Genomic DNA, 17,961 nt, shown 5'->3' with positions numbered 1-17,961 from the left:
GACCACTGTGGACGGATGACCCGTCGTGCGCTGCGCCATGTCCCGATGTTCGTCGCCGGAGTCGGCGTCGCTCTCGCGCTCACCGTGAGCGGCTGCGGCGGAGACGCGCCGTCCGACGAGGCCGGTGCGAGCGCTGAGACGCCCGCGTCGGAGGCACCCCCGTCGGGGGCGCCCACCTCGGAGGCCCCTGACAGCCCCTGTCGGGCGGTCGCGTTCGCGACGCTCCCAGAGGCGATCGGAGAGCCGCTGGGCGAAGGGCGGCTCGTCACGGCCACCGTCCAGAGCAACGACGTCCGGTGGACTCCCGTGAAGTGCACGTGGAGCACGGCCGACGACGCGACGCGGGTCGACGTCGAGGTCGCGACGGCTGAGGACTTCGACCAGGGAACGCTGGTGTGCGGTGAGCCGTTAGGCATCGGCAAGGACGTCGAGCCCGTCGACGACGCCCCGTTCGACGCGTGGTGGACGTACGAGACCTCGTCGGTATCCATGCGTGCCTGCCCGGGCGACCGCCTCGTGGACGTGACGGTCGAGACCGACGGCGGTGACCGGACCGCCATGAAGATCCAGGCGATGCTCGTCGCCAGGCTGGTGGTCGACGCCGCCGCGTGACCTGGCCGGCCATGACCGACCCAGCCCCACGACCGGGTTGGGAATCCTCCGCGCTACGGTGGGAATGAAGCCGCGCTCACCTAAGTTGATACGATCAGACTCAACTTACGAGTGCTGGTAGACGGCGGGCCACAAACCCGCCCCGCGATCCATCAGGAGGAACTCATGGCCCGTGCAGTCGGGATCGATCTCGGTACGACCAACTCCGTCGTCGCCGTTCTGGAAGGTGGCGAGCCCACCGTCATCGCGAACGCCGAGGGTGCTCGTACGACCCCGTCCGTCGTCGCCTTCGCCAAGAACGGCGAGGTGCTGACCGGAGAGGTCGCGAAGCGCCAGGGCGTCACGAACGTCGACCGGACGATCCGTTCGGTCAAGCGCCACATGGGCACCGACTGGTCCCAGAAGATCGACGACAAGACCTTCACGCCCCAGCAGATCTCCGCCTTCGTGCTGCAGAAGCTGAAGCGCGACGCCGAGGCCTACCTCGGCGAGCCGGTCACCGACGCGGTGATCACCGTCCCCGCCTACTTCAACGACGCCCAGCGTCAGGCGACCAAGGAGGCGGGCGAGATCGCCGGCCTCAACGTGAGCCGCATCATCAACGAGCCGACCGCGGCTGCGCTGGCGTACGGCCTCGACAAGGGCGACGACCAGACGATCCTCGTCTTCGACCTCGGCGGCGGCACCTTCGACGTGTCGCTCCTGGAGATCGGTGACGGCGTCATCGAGGTGAAGGCCACCAGCGGTGACAACCACCTCGGCGGCGACGACTGGGACCAGAAGGTCGTCGACTGGATCGTCGACAAGTTCAAGTCGAGCACCGGCCTCGACCTCACCAAGGACAAGATGGCGATGCCGCGTGTCCGTGAGGCCGCCGAGCGTGCCAAGATCGAGCTCTCCAGCTCGCAGTCGACGTCGATCAACCTCCCGTACATCACCGTCGACGCCGAGAAGAACCCCGTGTTCCTCGACGAGACCCTGACCCGTGCGGAGTTCCAGAAGATCACCGCCGACCTGCTCCAGCGCACCCGCGCCCCGTTCGAGCACGTCATCAAGGACGCCAGCATCAAGGTCGCCGACATCGACCACGTCGTCCTCGTCGGTGGCTCGACCCGCATGCCGGCCGTCTCCGACCTCGTGCGCGAGCTGCTCGGCGGCAAGGAGCCCAACAAGGGCGTCAACCCGGACGAGGTCGTCGCCGTCGGCGCGAGCCTGCAGGCCGGTGTCCTCAAGGGCGAGGTCAAGGACGTGCTGCTCCTCGACGTCACCCCGCTGTCGCTCGGCATCGAGACCAAGGGCGGCGTGATGACGAAGCTCATCGAGCGCAACACCACGATCCCGACCCGTCGCTCCGAGGTCTTCACGACCGCCGACGACAACCAGCCGTCGGTCGCGATCCAGGTCTACCAGGGCGAGCGCGAGATCGCGGCGCACAACCAGATGCTCGGCACGTTCGAGCTGACGGGCATCGCTCCGGCGCCGCGCGGCGTGCCGCAGATCGAGGTCACCTTCGACATCGACGCCAACGGCATCGTCAACGTGTCCGCGAAGGACCGGGGCACCGGCAAGGAGCAGTCGATGACCATCACCGGCGGGTCGGCCCTCTCGAAGGACGACATCGACCGGATGGTGCGCGACGCCGAGCAGTACGCCGAGGAGGACCGGAAGGCCAAGGAGGCCGTCGAGGTCCGTAACCAGGGCGAGACGCTCGTGCACTCGACGGAGAAGTTCCTCGCCGAGAACGCCGACAAGATCGGTGACGACGTCAAGGCCGAGGTCCAGGGCGACGTCGACGCGCTCAAGGAGACGCTGAACGGCGACGACATCGACGCCATCAAGGCCGCCATCGCCAAGCTCGGCGAGTCGAGCCAGAAGATGGGCACCGCGATGTACGAGGCGGCCGCCGCCCAGGGTGCCGCCACCGGCGACGGCGCCGGGCAGGGCAGCAGCGACGACGACGATGACGTCGTCGAGGCCGAGATCGTCGACGACGAGGGTGACACCAAGTGACGAACGAGTTCGCGGAGTCCGAGGTGCCGGAGCAGGAGACCGCTCCGGCCCCCGGCCCGGCCGACGCGCAGCCGGCCGACGTCGACGGCGCAGCGGACGTGGGTGACCTCGGCCAGCAGCTTGCCGAGCGGACGGCCGACCTGCAGCGTCTGCAGGCCGAGTACGTCAACTACAAGCGCAGGGTCGACCGTGACCGCGAGGTCCAGCGCGTGAACGCTGCCGCAAGCGTCCTCGCGTCGCTCCTCCCGGTGCTCGACACGATCGACCGCGCCCGCGACCACGGCGAGCTCGAGGGCGGTTTCAAGGCCGTCGCCGACTCGCTGGTCCAGGCCACCGGCGCACACGGGCTCGAGGCGTTCGGTCAGCACGGAGACGTGTTCGACCCGATGCTCCACGAGGCCCTGATGCACCGTCTCGACGCCGACGCGCCGCACGGCGAGCCGACCGTCGACGCGATCATGCAGGTCGGCTACCGCGTGGGCGACAAGGTCCTGCGTCCGGCGCGGGTCGCGGTCGTCGAGCACGACGGGAGCGAGCCGGCCGAGGCCACCGAGGCCGACGCCGAGGTGTCCGACGCGGAGACGGCCGAATAACCCGTACGAAACACCCAGGTGAGGAGGTGGTCTCGTGAACAACGAGTGGTTCGAGAAGGACTTCTACAAGATTCTCGGAGTCTCCAAGGACGCGAGCGCGTCCGACATCAAGAAGGCGTACCGCAAGCTCGCGCGGGACCACCACCCCGACGCGAAGCCCGGTGACAAGGCCGCCGAGGAGAAGTTCAAGGGCATCTCCGAGGCGTACTCCGTGCTGTCCAACCCGGAGAAGCGCAAGGAGTACGACGAGCAGCGGGCGATGTTCTCGTCCGGCGGCGGCTTCCCGCGTGCCGGCTCCAGCGGAGGCTTCGGCTTCCCCGGCGGCACGACGAGCGGCGGCTTCGACTTCTCCGACCTGCTCGGGGGCGTGTTCGGGGGCGGCACCCGCACCCGCAGCGCACCCGCGCGCCGCGGTGCGGACGTCGAGACGGAGGCGACGCTCTCGTTCGAGGACGCGATCTCCGGGGTGACGGTCCCCTTGCGGACGACCAGCGACGAGCCCTGCGCGACGTGCCACGGCACGGGTGCGAAGGCCGGGACGGTGCCCCGCGTGTGTGCGCACTGCGAAGGCAGCGGCATGCAGACGAGCGCGTCGGGCGGCCTGTTCGCGATGACGGAGCCGTGCGACGTGTGCCGCGGTCGCGGCCTCGTCGTCGACGACCCGTGCACCACGTGCCACGGGTCGGGTCGCGCCGCGTCGTCGCGCACGATGCAGGTCCGCATCCCGGCCGGTGTGAAGGACGGCCAGCGCATCCGCCTCAAGGGCAAGGGTGCGAAGGGCGAGAACGGTGGCCCGAACGGCGATCTGTACGTCTCGGTGCACGTGGAGTCGCATCAGATGTTCGGCCGCAAGGGCGACAACCTGACGATCACCGTGCCGGTCGCGTTCGACGAGGCGGCGCTCGGTGCCGAGATCTCCGTCCCGACGCTCAACGGCGCGCCGGTCCGTCTGAAGGTGCCCGCAGGGACGCCCAACGGCCGCACCTTCCGTGCTCGTGGCAAGGGTGCTCCCCGCGCCGACGGGACGAAGGCGGACCTGCTCATCACCGTCGACGTGCTGGTCCCGTCGCCGCTGTCGGACGACGAGCGCGCCGCGGTCGAGGCGCTGCGGGCCGCCCGCGACGGTGACGACCCGCGTGCGGCGATGCTCGGAGGAGGTGCGTGATGGTCGGCAACGGCGACTTCGTCCCTCCGGGTCCGGAGGCCAAGGTCTTCGTGATCAGCGTGGCCGCGGAGCTGTCCGGGCTGCACCCGCAGACGCTGCGGACGTACGACCGGCTCGGGCTGGTCAGTCCGGCCCGCACGGGCGGCGGCGGGCGGCGCTACTCGCTGCACGACGTCGAGCTGTTGCGCGCGGTCGCTCGGCTGACGGCCGACGGCCTCGGGCTCGAGGGCGTCAAGCGCGTGCTCGCGCTCGAGAACCAGGTGCTCGCGCTGCGTGCGCGTGTCGCGGAGCTCGAGGCCGAGCTGGCCTCGCGCACCGCGGCGCCGACACCCGCGCGCAACCTCCCGGTGCGGTTCACCGAGGCCCAGGCCTTCGTCGTACGCCGCACGCGCCGGAGCTGACCGCGCCGTACCCGCGGGTCGCGCTGAGCCGCCCGCGGGCGTGATCGGCAAAGGTCTCCCGGATGCGGACGTGCCTTCGCAGAAGCAGGCGCCCGCCGTGGTGTCATGGCGCTATGCGTCGCTCGTCCTCCCTCGCTCTCGCGGTCGGGGCCGCGCTCGTCGCGAGCCTCTCGGGCTGCTCACTCGCGACGGAGAACCCGGCTGCGGCCGACCCGAGCGCGAGCGCGTCGGCATCCGCGACGCCCACCGCCGTACCCCCTGCCGCTCCCGATCTCCTGTCCTTCCAGTGCCTGCCGTCGTCGGATCCGAGGCGCTGGACGGCGTCGGGCGTGATCCTCAACCGGGCGAGCACCGCGGACTACCGGGTGACCATCCTCGTGGCGTCACCGGGCGCTACCCGGGCGAAGGCGCGCCGTCTCGTGATCCCCAAGGTCGCGACCGGCGTCGAGACCCCGTTCACGGTCGAGGGCCTCACGGTCAACCAGGGCAGCGCGCCCGCCTGCCGCGTACAGCTGGTGAGAATGGACTGACGCTCCGTGCAGCCGGTCGGGGGTTGGGGTGCGGTCGGTACTCTCGATCGGGGTCGAGAGGCGTCACCTCGGGTGCCCGGCCCTGTTCGTGAGTCTCGGAGGAAGTCCCGCATGTCCCAGCGCCGCCCCACGGCGCCCGGGCTCGACGGCGTGCGTGCCGTCGCTGTCCTGCTCGTGGTGTTGTTCCATGTCGCACCGTCCTGGTTGCCCGGCGGTTTCGTGGGTGTCGACGTCTTCTTCGTCCTGAGCGGCTTCCTCATCACGACGGTCCTCATGGAGGACGCGGCGCGCGCGCACCACTTCGACCTGCCGTCGTTCTGGGTACGCCGAGCTCGGCGCCTGGTGCCGGCGGCGACGGCGATGATCGTGGTCGTCGCCGCGCTCACGCTCGTGGTCGGCCGCGACACGGGCGCCGGCCTGCGGTGGCAGGTCCTGGGCGGTCTCACGTGGACGTCCAACTGGTTCCAGGTCGCGCAGGGCTGGGCGTACGCGGAGCAGGGCCAGCCTCCCGTGCTCAACCACCTCTGGTCGCTCGGGATCGAGGAGCAGTTCTACGTCGTGTGGCCTGCGATCCTCGCGCTGGGCCTGCTGGTGATGTCGCGGCGCCGTCTCGCCGGAGCGATGCTCGCGCTCGCGCTGTGCTCCGCCGCGCTGATGGGTGCGCTGTACGACCCGGGTGACCCGACGCGGGCGTACGTCGGGACGGACACGCACGTCTTCGGGCTGCTGATCGGTGGGGCGCTCGCGCTGGCGCGGGTGCCGCACCTGCTCCGGTCAGACCGGCCGACAGCGTCGAGTCGCAGCCGGGCCGTGATGACCGCGCTCGGAGCGGCCGGCCTGGTCGCGCTCGTCGCGTACGCGGCCCTCGTGCCGTGGTCCGGCGCCGCGACGTACCGCGGCGGGCTCCTCGTCGCGAGCCTCGCGTCGGCCGCGGTCGTGCTGGCGGCCGCCAACCGTACGCCGCTGGCCGCCGCGCTGTCCCTCGCGCCGCTGCGCTGGGTCGGGGCGCGTTCGTACGGGATCTACCTGTGGCACTGGCCGCTCATCGTGTTCGCGACGCGGATCGCCCCGCCGGACCGCGCTGTCCTGGCAGGCGTCCTCGCCGTCCTTGCCTCGGTGGCCGTCGCTGCGGGCTCGTACCGGTTCGTCGAGATGCCGATGCGGACCGACGGGATCGGCCTGACCCTGCGCCGGTGGGTGTCGCCGATCGAGCGGTTGGTGGCGCACCGGCGCCGGCCCGCGTACCGCTGGGTCCTCACCGTCTCGGTGGTGGGCGCCGTCCTTGTCGGTGCGGTCACGGCTGTCGGCACCGCGCCCGAGCGCAGCCGGCTCGAGGCCAGCCTGCTGCAGGGGCAGCGGCTGCTCGCGTCCGCGGCAGGGGCCGCCGACGACGCCGCGGCCCCACCCGACCGGGCAGCCGCGGCTGCGGAGGCTTCGACGCCGGCCACCTGTCGTACGGTCGGCACGTCGGTGCGCGTCAGCGCGTTCGGTGACTCGGTGCTGGTCGCTGCGGCACCGGCGCTGCTCGGCACGATGCCGAGGCTGCGGGCGACCGCGAAGGTCGGGTGGCAGTACGAGGACGTCGCGGCCGCCGTCCGCAGGGCCGCCGCGCGCGGCGCGCTCGGGAAGGTCGTCCTGATCGGCACCGGCACCAACGGGCTCGTCGACCGGGCCGACCTGGACCGCCTCGTACGCCGGCAGCTTGCCGGCCACGAGGTGGTGCTCGTCTCGCCGTACGTCCCAGGGAGGTCGTGGCAGAAGGGTGCGCTCAGCTCCGTACGGCGGGTGGCTCGCGACAACGACGCCGTGCGGCTCGCCGACTGGCACGCCGCGGTCGCCGGGCGGGAGGCGTTGCTCGCGGCGGACCGGGTGCACCCGAACGAGCGCGGCGCCCGCCTCTACACGCGGGTCGTCCGCGGCGCCCTCGGCGGCTGCTGACGCGCCGCGCTCCGGACGAGTCGGGAAGTCACAGAGTTGAGCGGAATGGACTCAACTTTGGACGCGTTGACCTGAGTAGTAGTTGACTGACCGCGAACCCAGGGGAGACCGATGGACGCTTCCAAGCTCACCACCCGTAGCCAGCAGGCGATCAGCGCCGCGATCCAGAGCGCCGCCGCCGCAGGCAACCCTGCCGTGGACCCGCTGCACGTGCTTCACGCACTGCTCGACGCCGACGGCAGCACCGCCGTGCCTCTTCTCCAGGCGGCCGGCGCCGATCCGGCCACCGCCCGGTCCCGCACCGTCGAGGCGCTCGCCGCCCTGCCGTCCGCGGCAGGCCAGAGCGTGGCCAACCCGTCGTACGCCCGCGCGACCCTCGAGGTCTTCCAGCGGGCCCAGGACCTGGCCGGGGAGCTCGGCGACGAGTACGTCTCCACCGAGCACCTCATGGTCGGGCTCGCCACCGTCCAGTCGAAGGCGCGCGAGATCCTCGACGGGCTCGGCGCGAGCGCTGCCGCGCTGGCCGGAGCATTCCAGACCGTACGAGGCTCCGCCAAGGTGACGAGCCAGGACGCGGAGGACACGTACCAGGCGCTGGAGAAGTACGGCGTCGATCTCACCGCCACCGCACGCGAGGGCAAGCTCGACCCGGTGATCGGCCGGGACGCGGAGATCCGCCGCACGATCCAGGTGCTGACCCGGCGTACGAAGAACAACCCGGTCCTCATCGGTGAGCCCGGCGTCGGCAAGACCGCCGTCGTCGAAGGCCTCGCCCAGCGGATCGTCGCCGGTGACGTGCCGTCCTCGCTGCAGGGCCGCCGCCTCATCTCGCTCGACCTGGGCGCGATGGTGGCCGGCGCGAAGTACCGCGGCGAGTTCGAGGAGCGGCTCAAGGCCGTCCTGCAGGAGATCAAGGACTCCGACGGGCAGATCATCACGTTCATCGACGAGCTCCACACCGTCGTGGGTGCCGGGGCGACCGGCGACTCCGCGATGGACGCCGGCAACATGCTCAAGCCCATGCTGGCGCGCGGCGAGCTGCGGATGGTCGGTGCGACGACCCTCGACGAGTACCGAGAGAACATCGAGAAGGACCCGGCCCTCGAGCGCCGCTTCCAGCAGGTGCTGGTCGATGAGCCCAGCGTCGAGGACACCATCGCGATCCTGCGCGGCCTCAAGGAGACGTACGAGGCGCACCACAAGGTGGAGATCTCGGACGCGGCCCTGGTCGCGGCGGCGACGCTGTCCGACCGCTACATCAGCGGCCGCCAGCTTCCCGACAAGGCGATCGACCTCGTCGACGAGGCGAGCAGCCGGCTGCGCATGGAGATCGACTCCAACCCGGTCGAGATCGACACGCTCCGCCGTGCCGTCGACCGGATGAAGATGGAGGAGCTGCACCTCGCGAAGGAGACCGACGAAGGCAGCGTGGAGCGGCTGGAGAAGCTGCGCGCGGAGCTCGCCGACGACGAGGAGCAGCTGCGGGGGCTCGAGGCTCGTTGGGAGCGCGAGCGTACGGGGCTGAACCAGGTCGGCGAGATCAAGCAGCAGATCGACGAGAAGCGTCGTGAGGCCGAGCGCGCCCAGAACGCGGGGGACCTCGAGACGGCTGCGCGGCTGAACTACGGCGAGATCCCGGCCCTCGAGAAGCAGCTGTCGTCCGCCGAGGCCGACGAGGCGGCGGAGCCCGCCGACCGGATGGTCAACGAGGAGGTCGGCCCCGACGAGATCGCCGAGGTCATCGCGTCGTGGACGGGCATCCCGACGGGACGCCTGCTCGAGGGTGAGACCGGCAAGCTCCTGCGGATGGAGTCCGAGCTCGGCCAGCGCCTGATCGGCCAGACCCAGGCCGTCGAGGCCGTCTCCGACGCCGTACGCCGTTCGCGCGCCGGGATCGCCGACCCCGACCGGCCCACCGGGTCGTTCCTGTTCCTGGGCCCGACCGGCGTCGGCAAGACCGAGCTCGCGAAGGCTCTCGCGGAGTTCCTGTTCGACGACGAGCGGGCGATGGTCCGCATCGACATGAGCGAGTACGCCGAGAAGCACTCGGTCTCGCGCCTGGTCGGAGCGCCTCCGGGCTACGTCGGGTACGACGAGGGTGGCCAGCTGACCGAGGCGGTCCGCCGCCGGCCGTACTCCGTCGTGCTCCTCGACGAGGTCGAGAAGGCGCACCCGGAGGTGTTCGACATCCTCCTCCAGGTGCTCGACGACGGGCGCCTGACCGACGGGCAGGGGCGTACGGTCGACTTCCGCAACGTCATCCTCATCCTCACCTCGAACCTGGGCTCTGCCTACCTGGCGGACCCGGCACTCGACGACGCGGTCAAGCGCGAGAAGGTGATGGAGGTCGTACGCACGGCGTTCCGGCCCGAGTTCCTCAACCGGCTCGACGAGGTCGTCATGTTCGACGCGCTGTCGATCGAGGACCTGACCCGCATCGTCGACCTGCAGATCGACGCGCTGTCGCGCCGGCTGGAGTCGCGCCGGATCCGGCTCCGTGTCACCGACGACGCGAAGACCTGGCTCGCCGCGACAGGGTTCGACCCCACGTACGGGGCTCGACCGCTGCGTCGGCTGATCCAGCAGGCGATCGGCGACCCGCTCGCCCGTGCGCTGCTCGCCGGCGAGGTGCGAGACGGCGACGAGGTCGTCGTCGATCGCGACGCCGCCTCGGACGGGCTCACGCTCGCCACGCCGGCTACGCGGACGGCCTGACCCCTTCGGCGGTGAGCCTGGTCCCACGTCTCGAGCACGGGCTGGGACCAGGCTCACCGCGTCGGACCGGTGGCGTGGTGGGATAGGGCCATGGCGAACGCGACGGCTGCACGTCCGCAGAAGGTGACCATGGCCTGCCTCGCGGCGGGGCTGGCCTCGGCGATCGTGCTGGCGAGCGTCGTCGCCACCCTGTCCGACTGGGGCTCGACCGAGGTGCGCAAGCAGATCGAGGAAGCCCTCGCCTCGGGCCCCATCGACGGGGCGCTGTCGATCGAGCAGGCGCTCGACTGGCTGCGGGTCGCGCTGATGGGTGCCGGTGCGATGTCGGCTGCGGCGATCGTGCTCGCGATCTGGACGGCGAAGCGCCACCGCGGCGCGCGGATCGGCCTGACCGTCCTTGCCGCGCTGTCGAGTCTTGCGTTCGTCGTCGCAGGCACCTCCGGCATCGTCCCGGCGCTGCTCGGCGTGATCGTCATCGTCTTCCTGTGGAACGCCGAGGCGCGCGCCTGGTTCGCGGGAGAGGCGGCCGCACCGGCGCCACCAGCCCGTCCGCAGGCGTCGGCGCCACCGGTCATCCCACCGCCGGCGTCGCCGCCCGCGCGCCAGTCGCTCGACGCGCCCGCCGCACCCGCGATCCGGCCGCCCGACGCCGACGGCTCCGGCGATCTGCCCGAACCCGCCTCACGCCCGTACGCCTCGGGCCCGGGTCCAGCGACGGCCCCGGTCCCGCCGTACGGGCAGCAGCCTCCGTCGTACGGGCAGCAGCCTCCGCCGTACGGGCAGCAGGCTCCGCCGTACGGGCAGCAACCGCCGCCGTACGGGCAGCAGCCCCCGCCGTACTGGCGACCCGCCGCGCTGGTGCGGCCCCGCCAGCTCACCACCGCGGTCATCCTGGCCACCGTGCTGTCCGGCCTCGTGGCGCTGGTGTTCGGCGCGAACGCGTTCCTCTACGTCGTGTCGCCGGCGGAGTACGCGTCGCTGATCGCCGAGCAGCCGATGATCGCCGACCGCGGCGTGCTGGACCAGGTCGGTATGACGCCGGGCGAGTTCGCGCGGGTGATGTTCTGGCTGTCCCTCGTCCTCGGAGCGCTCGCCGTCGCCGGAGGAGCCGCAGCACTCGCGATGCTGTCGCGCCGTCCGGCAACCCGCGTCGTGTTCACGGTCGTCGCCGGCATCGCCATGGTGCTCTCCGTGCTGACCGCGCCCCTCGGCCTCGTCTGGCTCGCCGCCGAGATCGGCTGCGTGGTGCTCGTGTGGCGGCGCGAGGTGACGGCCTGGTTCAACGCCGGCCCCCGCCGTACGACGCGGTGACGCGCGGCGCGGTGGATCAGGTGATGTCCTCGAGCAGCACGATCATGCGGTCGATCTCGGCCGACTGACCCGACCCGACGTCGGCGGCGACCTCGCTGACCCTCAGGTCCGTCCCGTCGTTCGCGACGGCCTCGGCCATCACGACGGCACCCTGGTGGTGCTCGATCATCCCGCGCAGGAACAGCTCGTCGAACTCCGCGCCGTCGGCTGCCGCCAGATCGTCCATCTGGTCCTCGGTGAGCATCCCGGGCATCGGCTGCCCGCCGGCTCCGCCGTGCCCACCGTGCTCACCGGCGTCCGGGACGGGGAGATCGTGCTGCTCCAGCCACGCGGCCATCGCCGCGATCTCGGGGCCCTGCGACGCCGCGATGCGCTCGGCGAGGTTCCTGACGCTGCGATCCTCGGCCCGTGTGTCGGCCAGGCCGGCCATGTCGAGAGCCTGCCGGTGGTGGACGATCATCATCGTCATGAACTCGACGTCGGCCTCGTTGAGGTCGGCGTCCTGGGGGTAGTCCTCGGGCCCGGCGCTCTGGTTCGGCTCACCCGGCTGGCCGGGCTGGATGACGGTCCCGAGCGCGGGGGGTGGGGCGGTCGTCTCCTCGCTGGCGGGGTCGCTGCCGCCGGAGCACGCCGCGAGAACGAGCGACGCCGCCGCTGCGCCAGCGGCCGCGGACCATGAACAGCGTCGGCGAGAGCTTTGTGTCACGAGAAATCGTCCTCTCTCGAAGGGGCGCTGTTGAATGAAGCGTTGCGGAAATCACAAACTGACGCAATGCTCGTACCAAGCTCTCGATCTCACCCACGAGGAAAGGTCGCCCGATGAGACCGACGCACGGCGCACGTCTCGGCAGATTACTCACGATCTCGGCGGGCGCTGGTGTGCTCGTCCTGGCGTCCCTTGCGGGCGCGACGCCGTCGGTCGGCGTCCCCGACGACGGCAGCGGTGCGGAGTCGCCCGCGCCGGCCGTCACGTCCCAACGCATGGCGGCGAGCGGTGACCCGGGCGACGTCCTCGGAGTCGGCGAGGTCGCCTCCAGCCGCAACATGAAGCTGCTGTCGAACATCCCGAAGAACGGGGCGTTCGCACCGGAGTCGGCGTTCAACTCCGATCTCGCGTTCAGCGGCCGGTACGCCTACGCGGGCAACTACAACGGCTTCACCGTGTACGACGTCAAGAAGGGCTCGAGCCCGACCCAGGTCGCGCAGGTGCTGTGCCCCGGCTCCCAGAACGACGTCTCCGTGTACGGCAACCTCCTCGTGCTCAGCACCGACTCCAGCCGCAGCGACGACTCGTGCGCGAGCGTCACGCAGCCGGCGACCGTCAAGGAGTCGTGGGAGGGCCTGAAGATCTTCGACATCAGCCAGCCGACCAACCCGCGGTACATCAAGTCGGTCGAGACGAAGTGCGGCTCGCACACGCACACGCTGGCGCCGTCGAAGAACAAGAAGGACCTGTACGTCTACGTCTCGTCGTACTTCCCGAACCTCACCTTCCCCGACTGCCAGCCGCCGCACGACCTCATCAGCGTGGTCAAGATCCCGGTGAAGAACCCGACCGCCGCTGCGGTCGTCGATGAGCCGGTCCTCTTCCCCGACGGTGGCTTCGAGGGTGGTCCTGGCCCCACGCCGATCGCGGACCTCTCCGCGACGTCGGGCTGCCACGACATCACGGCCTACCCGACCAAGGACATCGCCGCGGGTGCCTGCATGGGTGACGGAGTCATCTTCGACATCCGGGACCGCGCGAACCCGAAGGTCATCGAGCAGGTTCGCGACACCGAGAACTTCGCGTTCTGGCACTCGGCGACGTTCAACAACGCTGGCACGAAGGTCGTCTTCACCGACGAGCTCGGCGGCGGTGGCGCGGCGACCTGCAACCCGGAGATCGGGCCGGAGCGCGGCGCGAACGCGATCTACGACCTCACCAAGAAGAACGACCTCGTGTTCAAGAGCTACTACAAGATCTCACGCACCCAGGCTGCGACCGAGAACTGCGTGGCGCACAACGGATCGCTCATCCCGGTCCCGGGCAAGGACATCATGGTCCAGGCCTGGTACCAGGGCGGCATCTCCGTGTGGGACTTCACGAACTCCGCGAAGCCGAAGGAGATCGCGTGGTTCGATCGCGGTCCCCTCTCGGCGGACCGGCTGATCCTGGGTGGCTCGTGGTCGGCGTACTGGTACAACGGCTACATCTACTCCAACGACATCCAGCAGGGTCTCGACACGCTCGCGGTCAAGGACGTCCGCCTGCTGGGCGCCTACGGGTACGACTACGACGAGCTCAACCCGCAGTCGCAGCCGAAGATCAAGCACCGGTGGAACTGGCGGCGCTGACGACTCCGTCTGCTGGCTGGCTGACGACTCCCTCCGCTGGTTGAGCGAGCGAAGCGAGTCGAAACCGAAGCCCCCTCCCGCAGCTGCGGGAGGGGGCTTCGGTACTCAGCTCACCTGAGGGAGCTCGACCAGCGGAGGGTCAGAGGTTGATCATGTGGCCCGCGGCGCCGTGGATGACCTCCTGCACGGCCTCCGACAGCGTCGGGTGCGCGTGCACGTTGCGGGCCACCTCGTCGGCGGTGAGGTCCCAGCGCTGGGCCAGCGTCAGCTCGCCCAGCATCTCGGTGACCTCGGGCCCGACCAGGTGGGCGCCGAGCAGCTCCTTGTAGGTCTTGTCGGTCACCAGCTTCACGAAGCCGCCGGTGTCGGCGAGCCCGGGGGCCTTGCCGTTCGCGCTGAACGGGAACTTGTCGACCTGGACGTCGAAGCCCAGCTCGCGCGCCTGCGCCTCGGTGTAGCCGAAGGACGCGATCTGCGGGTGGCAGAACGTCGCGCGCGGCATCATCACGTAGTCGAGCGGGAACGTCTCGACCCCGCCGATCATCTCGGCAGCGACGACGCCCTGCGCCTCGGCGACGTGCGCGAGCATCAGCTTGGCGGTGACGTCACCGATCGCGTAGATGCCGTCGACGTTGGTCCGCATGTAGTCGTCGATCTCGATCGCGCCGCGCGGCGAGACGTTGACGCCGGCCTTGTCGAGCCCGATGCCCTCGCTGCGCGGTGCGAAGCCGATCGCCTGGAGGACCTTGTCGGCCTCGAGGACCTCCTCCTTGGCGTCTCCCTCGGGGTTGCGGGTGACGGTGACCTTCACCTTGTCGCCGGAGTCGTCGATCGCGTCGACGCGGGTCGAGGTCAGGATGTCGATGCCGAGCTTCTTGTACGCGCGGGTGAGCTCCTTGGACACGTCCGCGTCCTCGTTGGGGACCGCGCGGTCGAGGAACTCGACGATGGTCACCTTCACGCCGTACGAGCTCAGGACGTAGGCGAACTCGACGCCGATGGCGCCGGCGCCGGCGATGATGATCGACCCGGGGACGGAGTCCGCGAGGATCTGCTCCTTGTACGTGACGACGCGCTCGGACAGCTGGGTGCCCGGGAGGAGGCGCGTGGAGGAGCCGGTCGCGATGATGCAGGCGTCGAACGTGACCTGCTGGGTGCCGCCGTCGTTCAGGGCGACCTCGATGGCCTTCGGGCCGGTGAAGGATCCCGTGCCGTGGATCTCGGCGATCTTGTTCTTCTTCATCAGGTAGTGGACGCCCCTGACGCGGCCGTCCGCGACGTCGCGGCTGCGCGAGTACGCCTTGCCGTAGTCGAGGGTGACGTCACCGACGCCGATGCCGAAGACCGACTCGGCCTCGTGGGTGATGATGTGTGCCAGCTCCGCGTTGCGGAGCAGGGACTTGCTCGGGATGCAGCCGACGTTGAGGCAGACACCTCCCCAGTACTCGGGCTCGATGACAGCCACGGTCTTGCCGAGCTGTGCGGCACGGATCGCGGCGACGTAGCCGCCCGGTCCGGCGCCAAGGACGACGACGTCGAAGTGATCACTCATGCCTCCAATCGTAGAGAGGTGACCGAGGTCACGCCCCGCTGGTCGCCCGTTCGGGCTGATCCGCACCCTTGGTTCACGCGGCGTACGCTCGAAGTCATGAAGGATTCGCAGGTTATGCCGCGCACACGACCCCATGTCGTGGTCGTCGGCGGTGGGTTCGGCGGGGTGTCCGCGGTGCGGACGCTCAAGCGGGCCGACGTCGATGTGACGCTGGTCGACCGGCACACCTACAACACGTTCCAGCCGCTGCTCTACCAGGTGGCGACGTCGACGCTGAACCCCGGCGACATCACGTGGTTCCTCCGCTCCATCCGGGCGAAGCAGGACAACGTGCGGTTCTTGAAGGGCACCGTGACGTCGATGGAGCACTCGACGCGCACGATCAACCTCGACGGCGGGCTCACGCTCTCGTACGACTACCTGATCATCGCGACGGGGGCCACGGCGAACTTCTTCGGCATCCCCGGCGCCGAGGAGTTCTCGCTGCCGCTCTACCGCCGCTCGCAGGCGCTCGCGGTGCGCGACCGGTTGTTCGCGATCCTCGAGGACGCGGCGATCAACGGCCAGGACAGGGAGTTCCGTGCCGTCGTGGTCGGCGCCGGGCCGACCGGTGTCGAGACCGCCGGTGCCCTCGCCGAGATGCGCAACATCGACATGCCGATCACGTACCCCGAGATCGACAACAACCTCGTCCACATCACGCTCGTCGAGATGGCCCCGCACGTGCTCGGCCCGTTCGCGCCGAAGCTCCGCGACTACGCTCGCAAGTCGCTCGAGAAGCGCGGCGTCGACCTGCGGATGGACACCTCCGTGAAGGAGGTCAGGCCGGACGGCGTCGTGGTCAACGACGGCGAGTTCATCCCGGCCGACATGGTGATCTGGGGCTCCGGCATCACGACCCACCCGGTCATCGCGAACTGGGGTGTGCCGCTCGGACGAGGTCGCCGCATCATGGTCGACGACCACCTGCGTGTGCAGGGCCTCGAGAACGTGTACGCCGTCGGCGACGTCGCCGTCGAGGACGGCGACCGTGCGCTGCCGCAGCTCGCTCAGCCGGCGCTGCAGGGCGGCAAGTTCGCGGCCGAAGACATCAAGAAGCGGCTCGCCGGCAAGGCGCACAAGCCCTTCAAGTACTTCGACAAGGGCACGATGGCGACGATCGGCCGCAGCTCGGCCGTGGCGGAGTCGAAGTTCACCGGTAAGCTCACCGGCTTCCCGGCCTGGGTGGTCTGGATCATCGTCCACCTGTTCTACCTGCTGGGGTACCGCAACCGGCTCGCCACCATGATCAACCTCGGTGCGCGCTACATCTTCTGGCGACGTGGGCACAACGCGATCGTGGGCGAGACTCCGCCGGTGATCGCGCGGGTCGCACCGCCGCGCGCGGTCCTGAGCGCGCCGTCGAGCGACCTGGTCCCGGCTGAGGATGCAGCGTCCGAGCCCGCCGCGTCCGAGCCGGCCGCGGCCGAGCCGGCAGCGGCCGAGCCGGCAGACGCGCTGGACGACGACGCAGAGTCCGAGACCGACGCCCGCGCGTCGTGACGGACGCGTTGCCTGACCTGTCGGTCCCGCTCGGTGGTGGCTACCTGCTGCGGCGCGCGCAGGTCAGCGACGCCGAGGCGCTCGCCGCCGCGTGCGTACGGAACCGCGCGCACCTCGCGCCGTGGGAGCCGGCACGCGACGACGACTACTACACCGTCGACGAGCAGAAGCGTCGCCTCGTGCTGCGCGATGCCTCGGACAGCCTCGGGACGAGCATCACGACGCTGATCGTGGACGGGGCCGAGGTCGTCGGCTCGGTCAACGTCAACGACATCGTGCTCGGCGCCTTCCACAACGGGCACCTCGGCTACTGGATCGACGGGCGGCACACCGGGCATGGACTCATGACCCGGGCTGTGGACGCGGTATGCACCCACGCCGCCGAGCTCGGCCTGCACCGCCTGCAGGCAGCGACGCTGCTGCACAACGCACCCTCGCAGGCCGTCCTCCGACGCGCGGGGTTCACCGCGATCGGCGTCGCCGAGGCCTACCTGCGGATCGACGGGCGCTGGCAGGACCACGTCCTCTTCCAGCGGATCCTCGAGCCCGTCGCGACCTGAGCGGGTCCCGTAGTCTTCGGGCCATGCCGAAGATCACCGTGGCCGGACAGGCCACCCAGCACCTCCCGGCCGAGCGCGGGACGCTCCGGCTGTCCGTCTCCTACTCGGGCGCACGCCGCGAGGACGTCGTCGCTGCCGCGGAGCGGACCCACGCGACACTCGTGTCCGGCGCCAAGGCTCAGGTGTCGGCGGGGGCTGCGACGTGGTGGGGCGCTGACCAGGTGTCGGCGTGGACCTACGACGAGTGGATCAAGCCGAGCGCGCAGGAGGAGCAGGTCAAGGTCCGCCGCTTCCGGGCCAGCGCCGGGGTCCGGGTGAAGTTCCGGGACTTCCGCGCGCTGTCGCGCTGGACGAGCGAGGTCGCGCTGCTCGACGGCGTGTCCGTCGGCGGCGTCGACTGGGCGCTGACGGAGGTACGCCGCGACGCCGCCGTCGCCGAGGTGCGCGCGTCGGCGGCGCGGGACGCGGTCGTACGGGCGCGCGCGTACGCCGACGCTCTGGGCCTCGGCGCGGTGCGACTCACCACGCTGTACGAGGACGGCCTGAGGCCGCACGTCGGCGGCGGCGTGAGCGTCGGAGGTGTGGCGATGCGTGCCGCGGCAGCGCCGTCCGGCGGGGGTGGCATGGAGCTGCGGCCCGACGACATCGAGGTGTCGTGCGCCGTGACCGCGGACTTCGAGACGCTGGGCTAGGAC

Annotated in this window: 15 protein-coding genes; 13 read left to right on the top strand and 2 right to left on the bottom strand. The window is 70.5% G+C overall.

Going from position 1 to position 17,961, the window contains the following annotated elements; all coding sequences use genetic code 11:
* Positions 1–15 precede the first annotated feature (15 nt).
* The 9 genes from GH747_RS00850 (at position 16) to GH747_RS21930 (ending at position 11,275) form a co-directional block, all read left to right on the top strand.
* Complete coding sequence (locus tag GH747_RS00850; RefSeq protein ID WP_149767393.1) at positions 16–612, top strand: hypothetical protein; 597 nt, start codon at positions 16–18, stop codon at positions 610–612.
* A gap of 165 nt (positions 613–777) precedes the next feature.
* Positions 778–2,622 carry a molecular chaperone DnaK gene (gene dnaK, locus GH747_RS00845; RefSeq protein ID WP_149767391.1) on the top strand — a complete coding sequence of 615 codons (1,845 nt, stop codon included), beginning with the start codon at positions 778–780 and terminating at the stop codon, positions 2,620–2,622.
* Positions 2,619–3,215, top strand: a complete 597-nt coding sequence (grpE, locus tag GH747_RS00840; protein ID WP_149767389.1) for a nucleotide exchange factor GrpE — start codon at positions 2,619–2,621, stop codon at positions 3,213–3,215. The genes dnaK and grpE overlap by 4 nt, the downstream gene beginning before the upstream one ends.
* A 34-nt stretch (positions 3,216–3,249) precedes the next feature.
* Positions 3,250–4,380 (top strand): molecular chaperone DnaJ, encoded by a 1,131-nt coding sequence (dnaJ, locus tag GH747_RS00835; protein ID WP_149767387.1) that lies wholly within the window; start codon positions 3,250–3,252, stop codon positions 4,378–4,380.
* Positions 4,380–4,781, top strand: coding sequence for a heat shock protein transcriptional repressor HspR (locus tag GH747_RS00830; RefSeq protein ID WP_149767385.1), 402 nt, complete (start codon positions 4,380–4,382; stop codon positions 4,779–4,781). The genes dnaJ and GH747_RS00830 overlap by 1 nt, the downstream gene beginning before the upstream one ends.
* 113 nt (positions 4,782–4,894) lie before the next feature.
* Complete coding sequence (locus GH747_RS00825; RefSeq protein WP_149767383.1) at positions 4,895–5,311, top strand: hypothetical protein; 417 nt, start codon at positions 4,895–4,897, stop codon at positions 5,309–5,311.
* A 111-nt stretch (positions 5,312–5,422) separates the two neighbouring features.
* A complete protein-coding gene (locus GH747_RS00820; protein WP_149767381.1) occupies positions 5,423–7,249 on the top strand; it encodes an acyltransferase family protein in 1,827 nt (608 codons plus the stop codon).
* Positions 7,250–7,360: 111 nt separating this feature from the next.
* Positions 7,361–9,964 carry an ATP-dependent chaperone ClpB gene (gene clpB, locus GH747_RS00815; RefSeq protein WP_149767379.1) on the top strand — a complete coding sequence of 868 codons (2,604 nt, stop codon included), beginning with the start codon at positions 7,361–7,363 and terminating at the stop codon, positions 9,962–9,964.
* 90 nt (positions 9,965–10,054) lie between these two features.
* Complete coding sequence (locus tag GH747_RS21930; protein WP_194842889.1) at positions 10,055–11,275, top strand: hypothetical protein; 1,221 nt, start codon at positions 10,055–10,057, stop codon at positions 11,273–11,275.
* Between the two features lie 16 nt (positions 11,276–11,291).
* Here GH747_RS21930 and GH747_RS00805 read toward each other — a convergent pair whose 3' ends face one another.
* Positions 11,292–11,981 (bottom strand): DUF305 domain-containing protein, encoded by a 690-nt coding sequence (locus GH747_RS00805; protein WP_149767378.1) that lies wholly within the window; start codon positions 11,979–11,981, stop codon positions 11,292–11,294.
* Between the two features lie 113 nt (positions 11,982–12,094).
* On the opposite strand from GH747_RS00805, the gene GH747_RS00800 reads away from it, so the two are divergent.
* Positions 12,095–13,612, top strand: coding sequence for an LVIVD repeat-containing protein (locus GH747_RS00800; protein ID WP_149767376.1), 1,518 nt, complete (start codon positions 12,095–12,097; stop codon positions 13,610–13,612).
* 139 nt (positions 13,613–13,751) lie between these two features.
* Here the strand turns inward: GH747_RS00800 and lpdA are convergent, their stop codons facing one another.
* On the bottom strand, positions 13,752–15,164 hold the full coding sequence (lpdA, locus tag GH747_RS00795) for a dihydrolipoyl dehydrogenase (RefSeq protein ID WP_149767374.1): 1,413 nt from the start codon (positions 15,162–15,164) through the stop codon (positions 13,752–13,754).
* Positions 15,165–15,260: 96 nt separating this feature from the next.
* Between lpdA and GH747_RS00790 the strand changes: the two genes are divergently transcribed.
* The 3 genes from GH747_RS00790 to GH747_RS00780 are packed head-to-tail and all read left to right on the top strand — an operon-like array spanning position 15,261 to position 17,958.
* A complete protein-coding gene (locus tag GH747_RS00790) occupies positions 15,261–16,706 on the top strand; it encodes an NAD(P)/FAD-dependent oxidoreductase (RefSeq protein WP_149767372.1) in 1,446 nt (481 codons plus the stop codon).
* Positions 16,703–17,266 carry a GNAT family N-acetyltransferase gene (locus tag GH747_RS00785; RefSeq protein ID WP_205602709.1) on the top strand — a complete coding sequence of 188 codons (564 nt, stop codon included), beginning with the start codon at positions 16,703–16,705 and terminating at the stop codon, positions 17,264–17,266. Before GH747_RS00790 ends, GH747_RS00785 begins: the two co-directional genes overlap by 4 nt.
* 23 nt (positions 17,267–17,289) lie before the next feature.
* Positions 17,290–17,958 (top strand): SIMPL domain-containing protein, encoded by a 669-nt coding sequence (locus tag GH747_RS00780; RefSeq protein ID WP_149767370.1) that lies wholly within the window; start codon positions 17,290–17,292, stop codon positions 17,956–17,958.
* Positions 17,959–17,961 lie beyond the last annotated feature (3 nt).

This window comes from Mumia xiangluensis (assembly GCF_010994095.1).
Taxonomy (GTDB): Bacteria; Actinomycetota; Actinomycetes; order Propionibacteriales; family Nocardioidaceae; genus Mumia; species Mumia xiangluensis.
The sequence above is the reverse complement of the archived record's forward strand: the minus strand, read 5'-3'. Positions and strand labels throughout refer to the sequence as shown.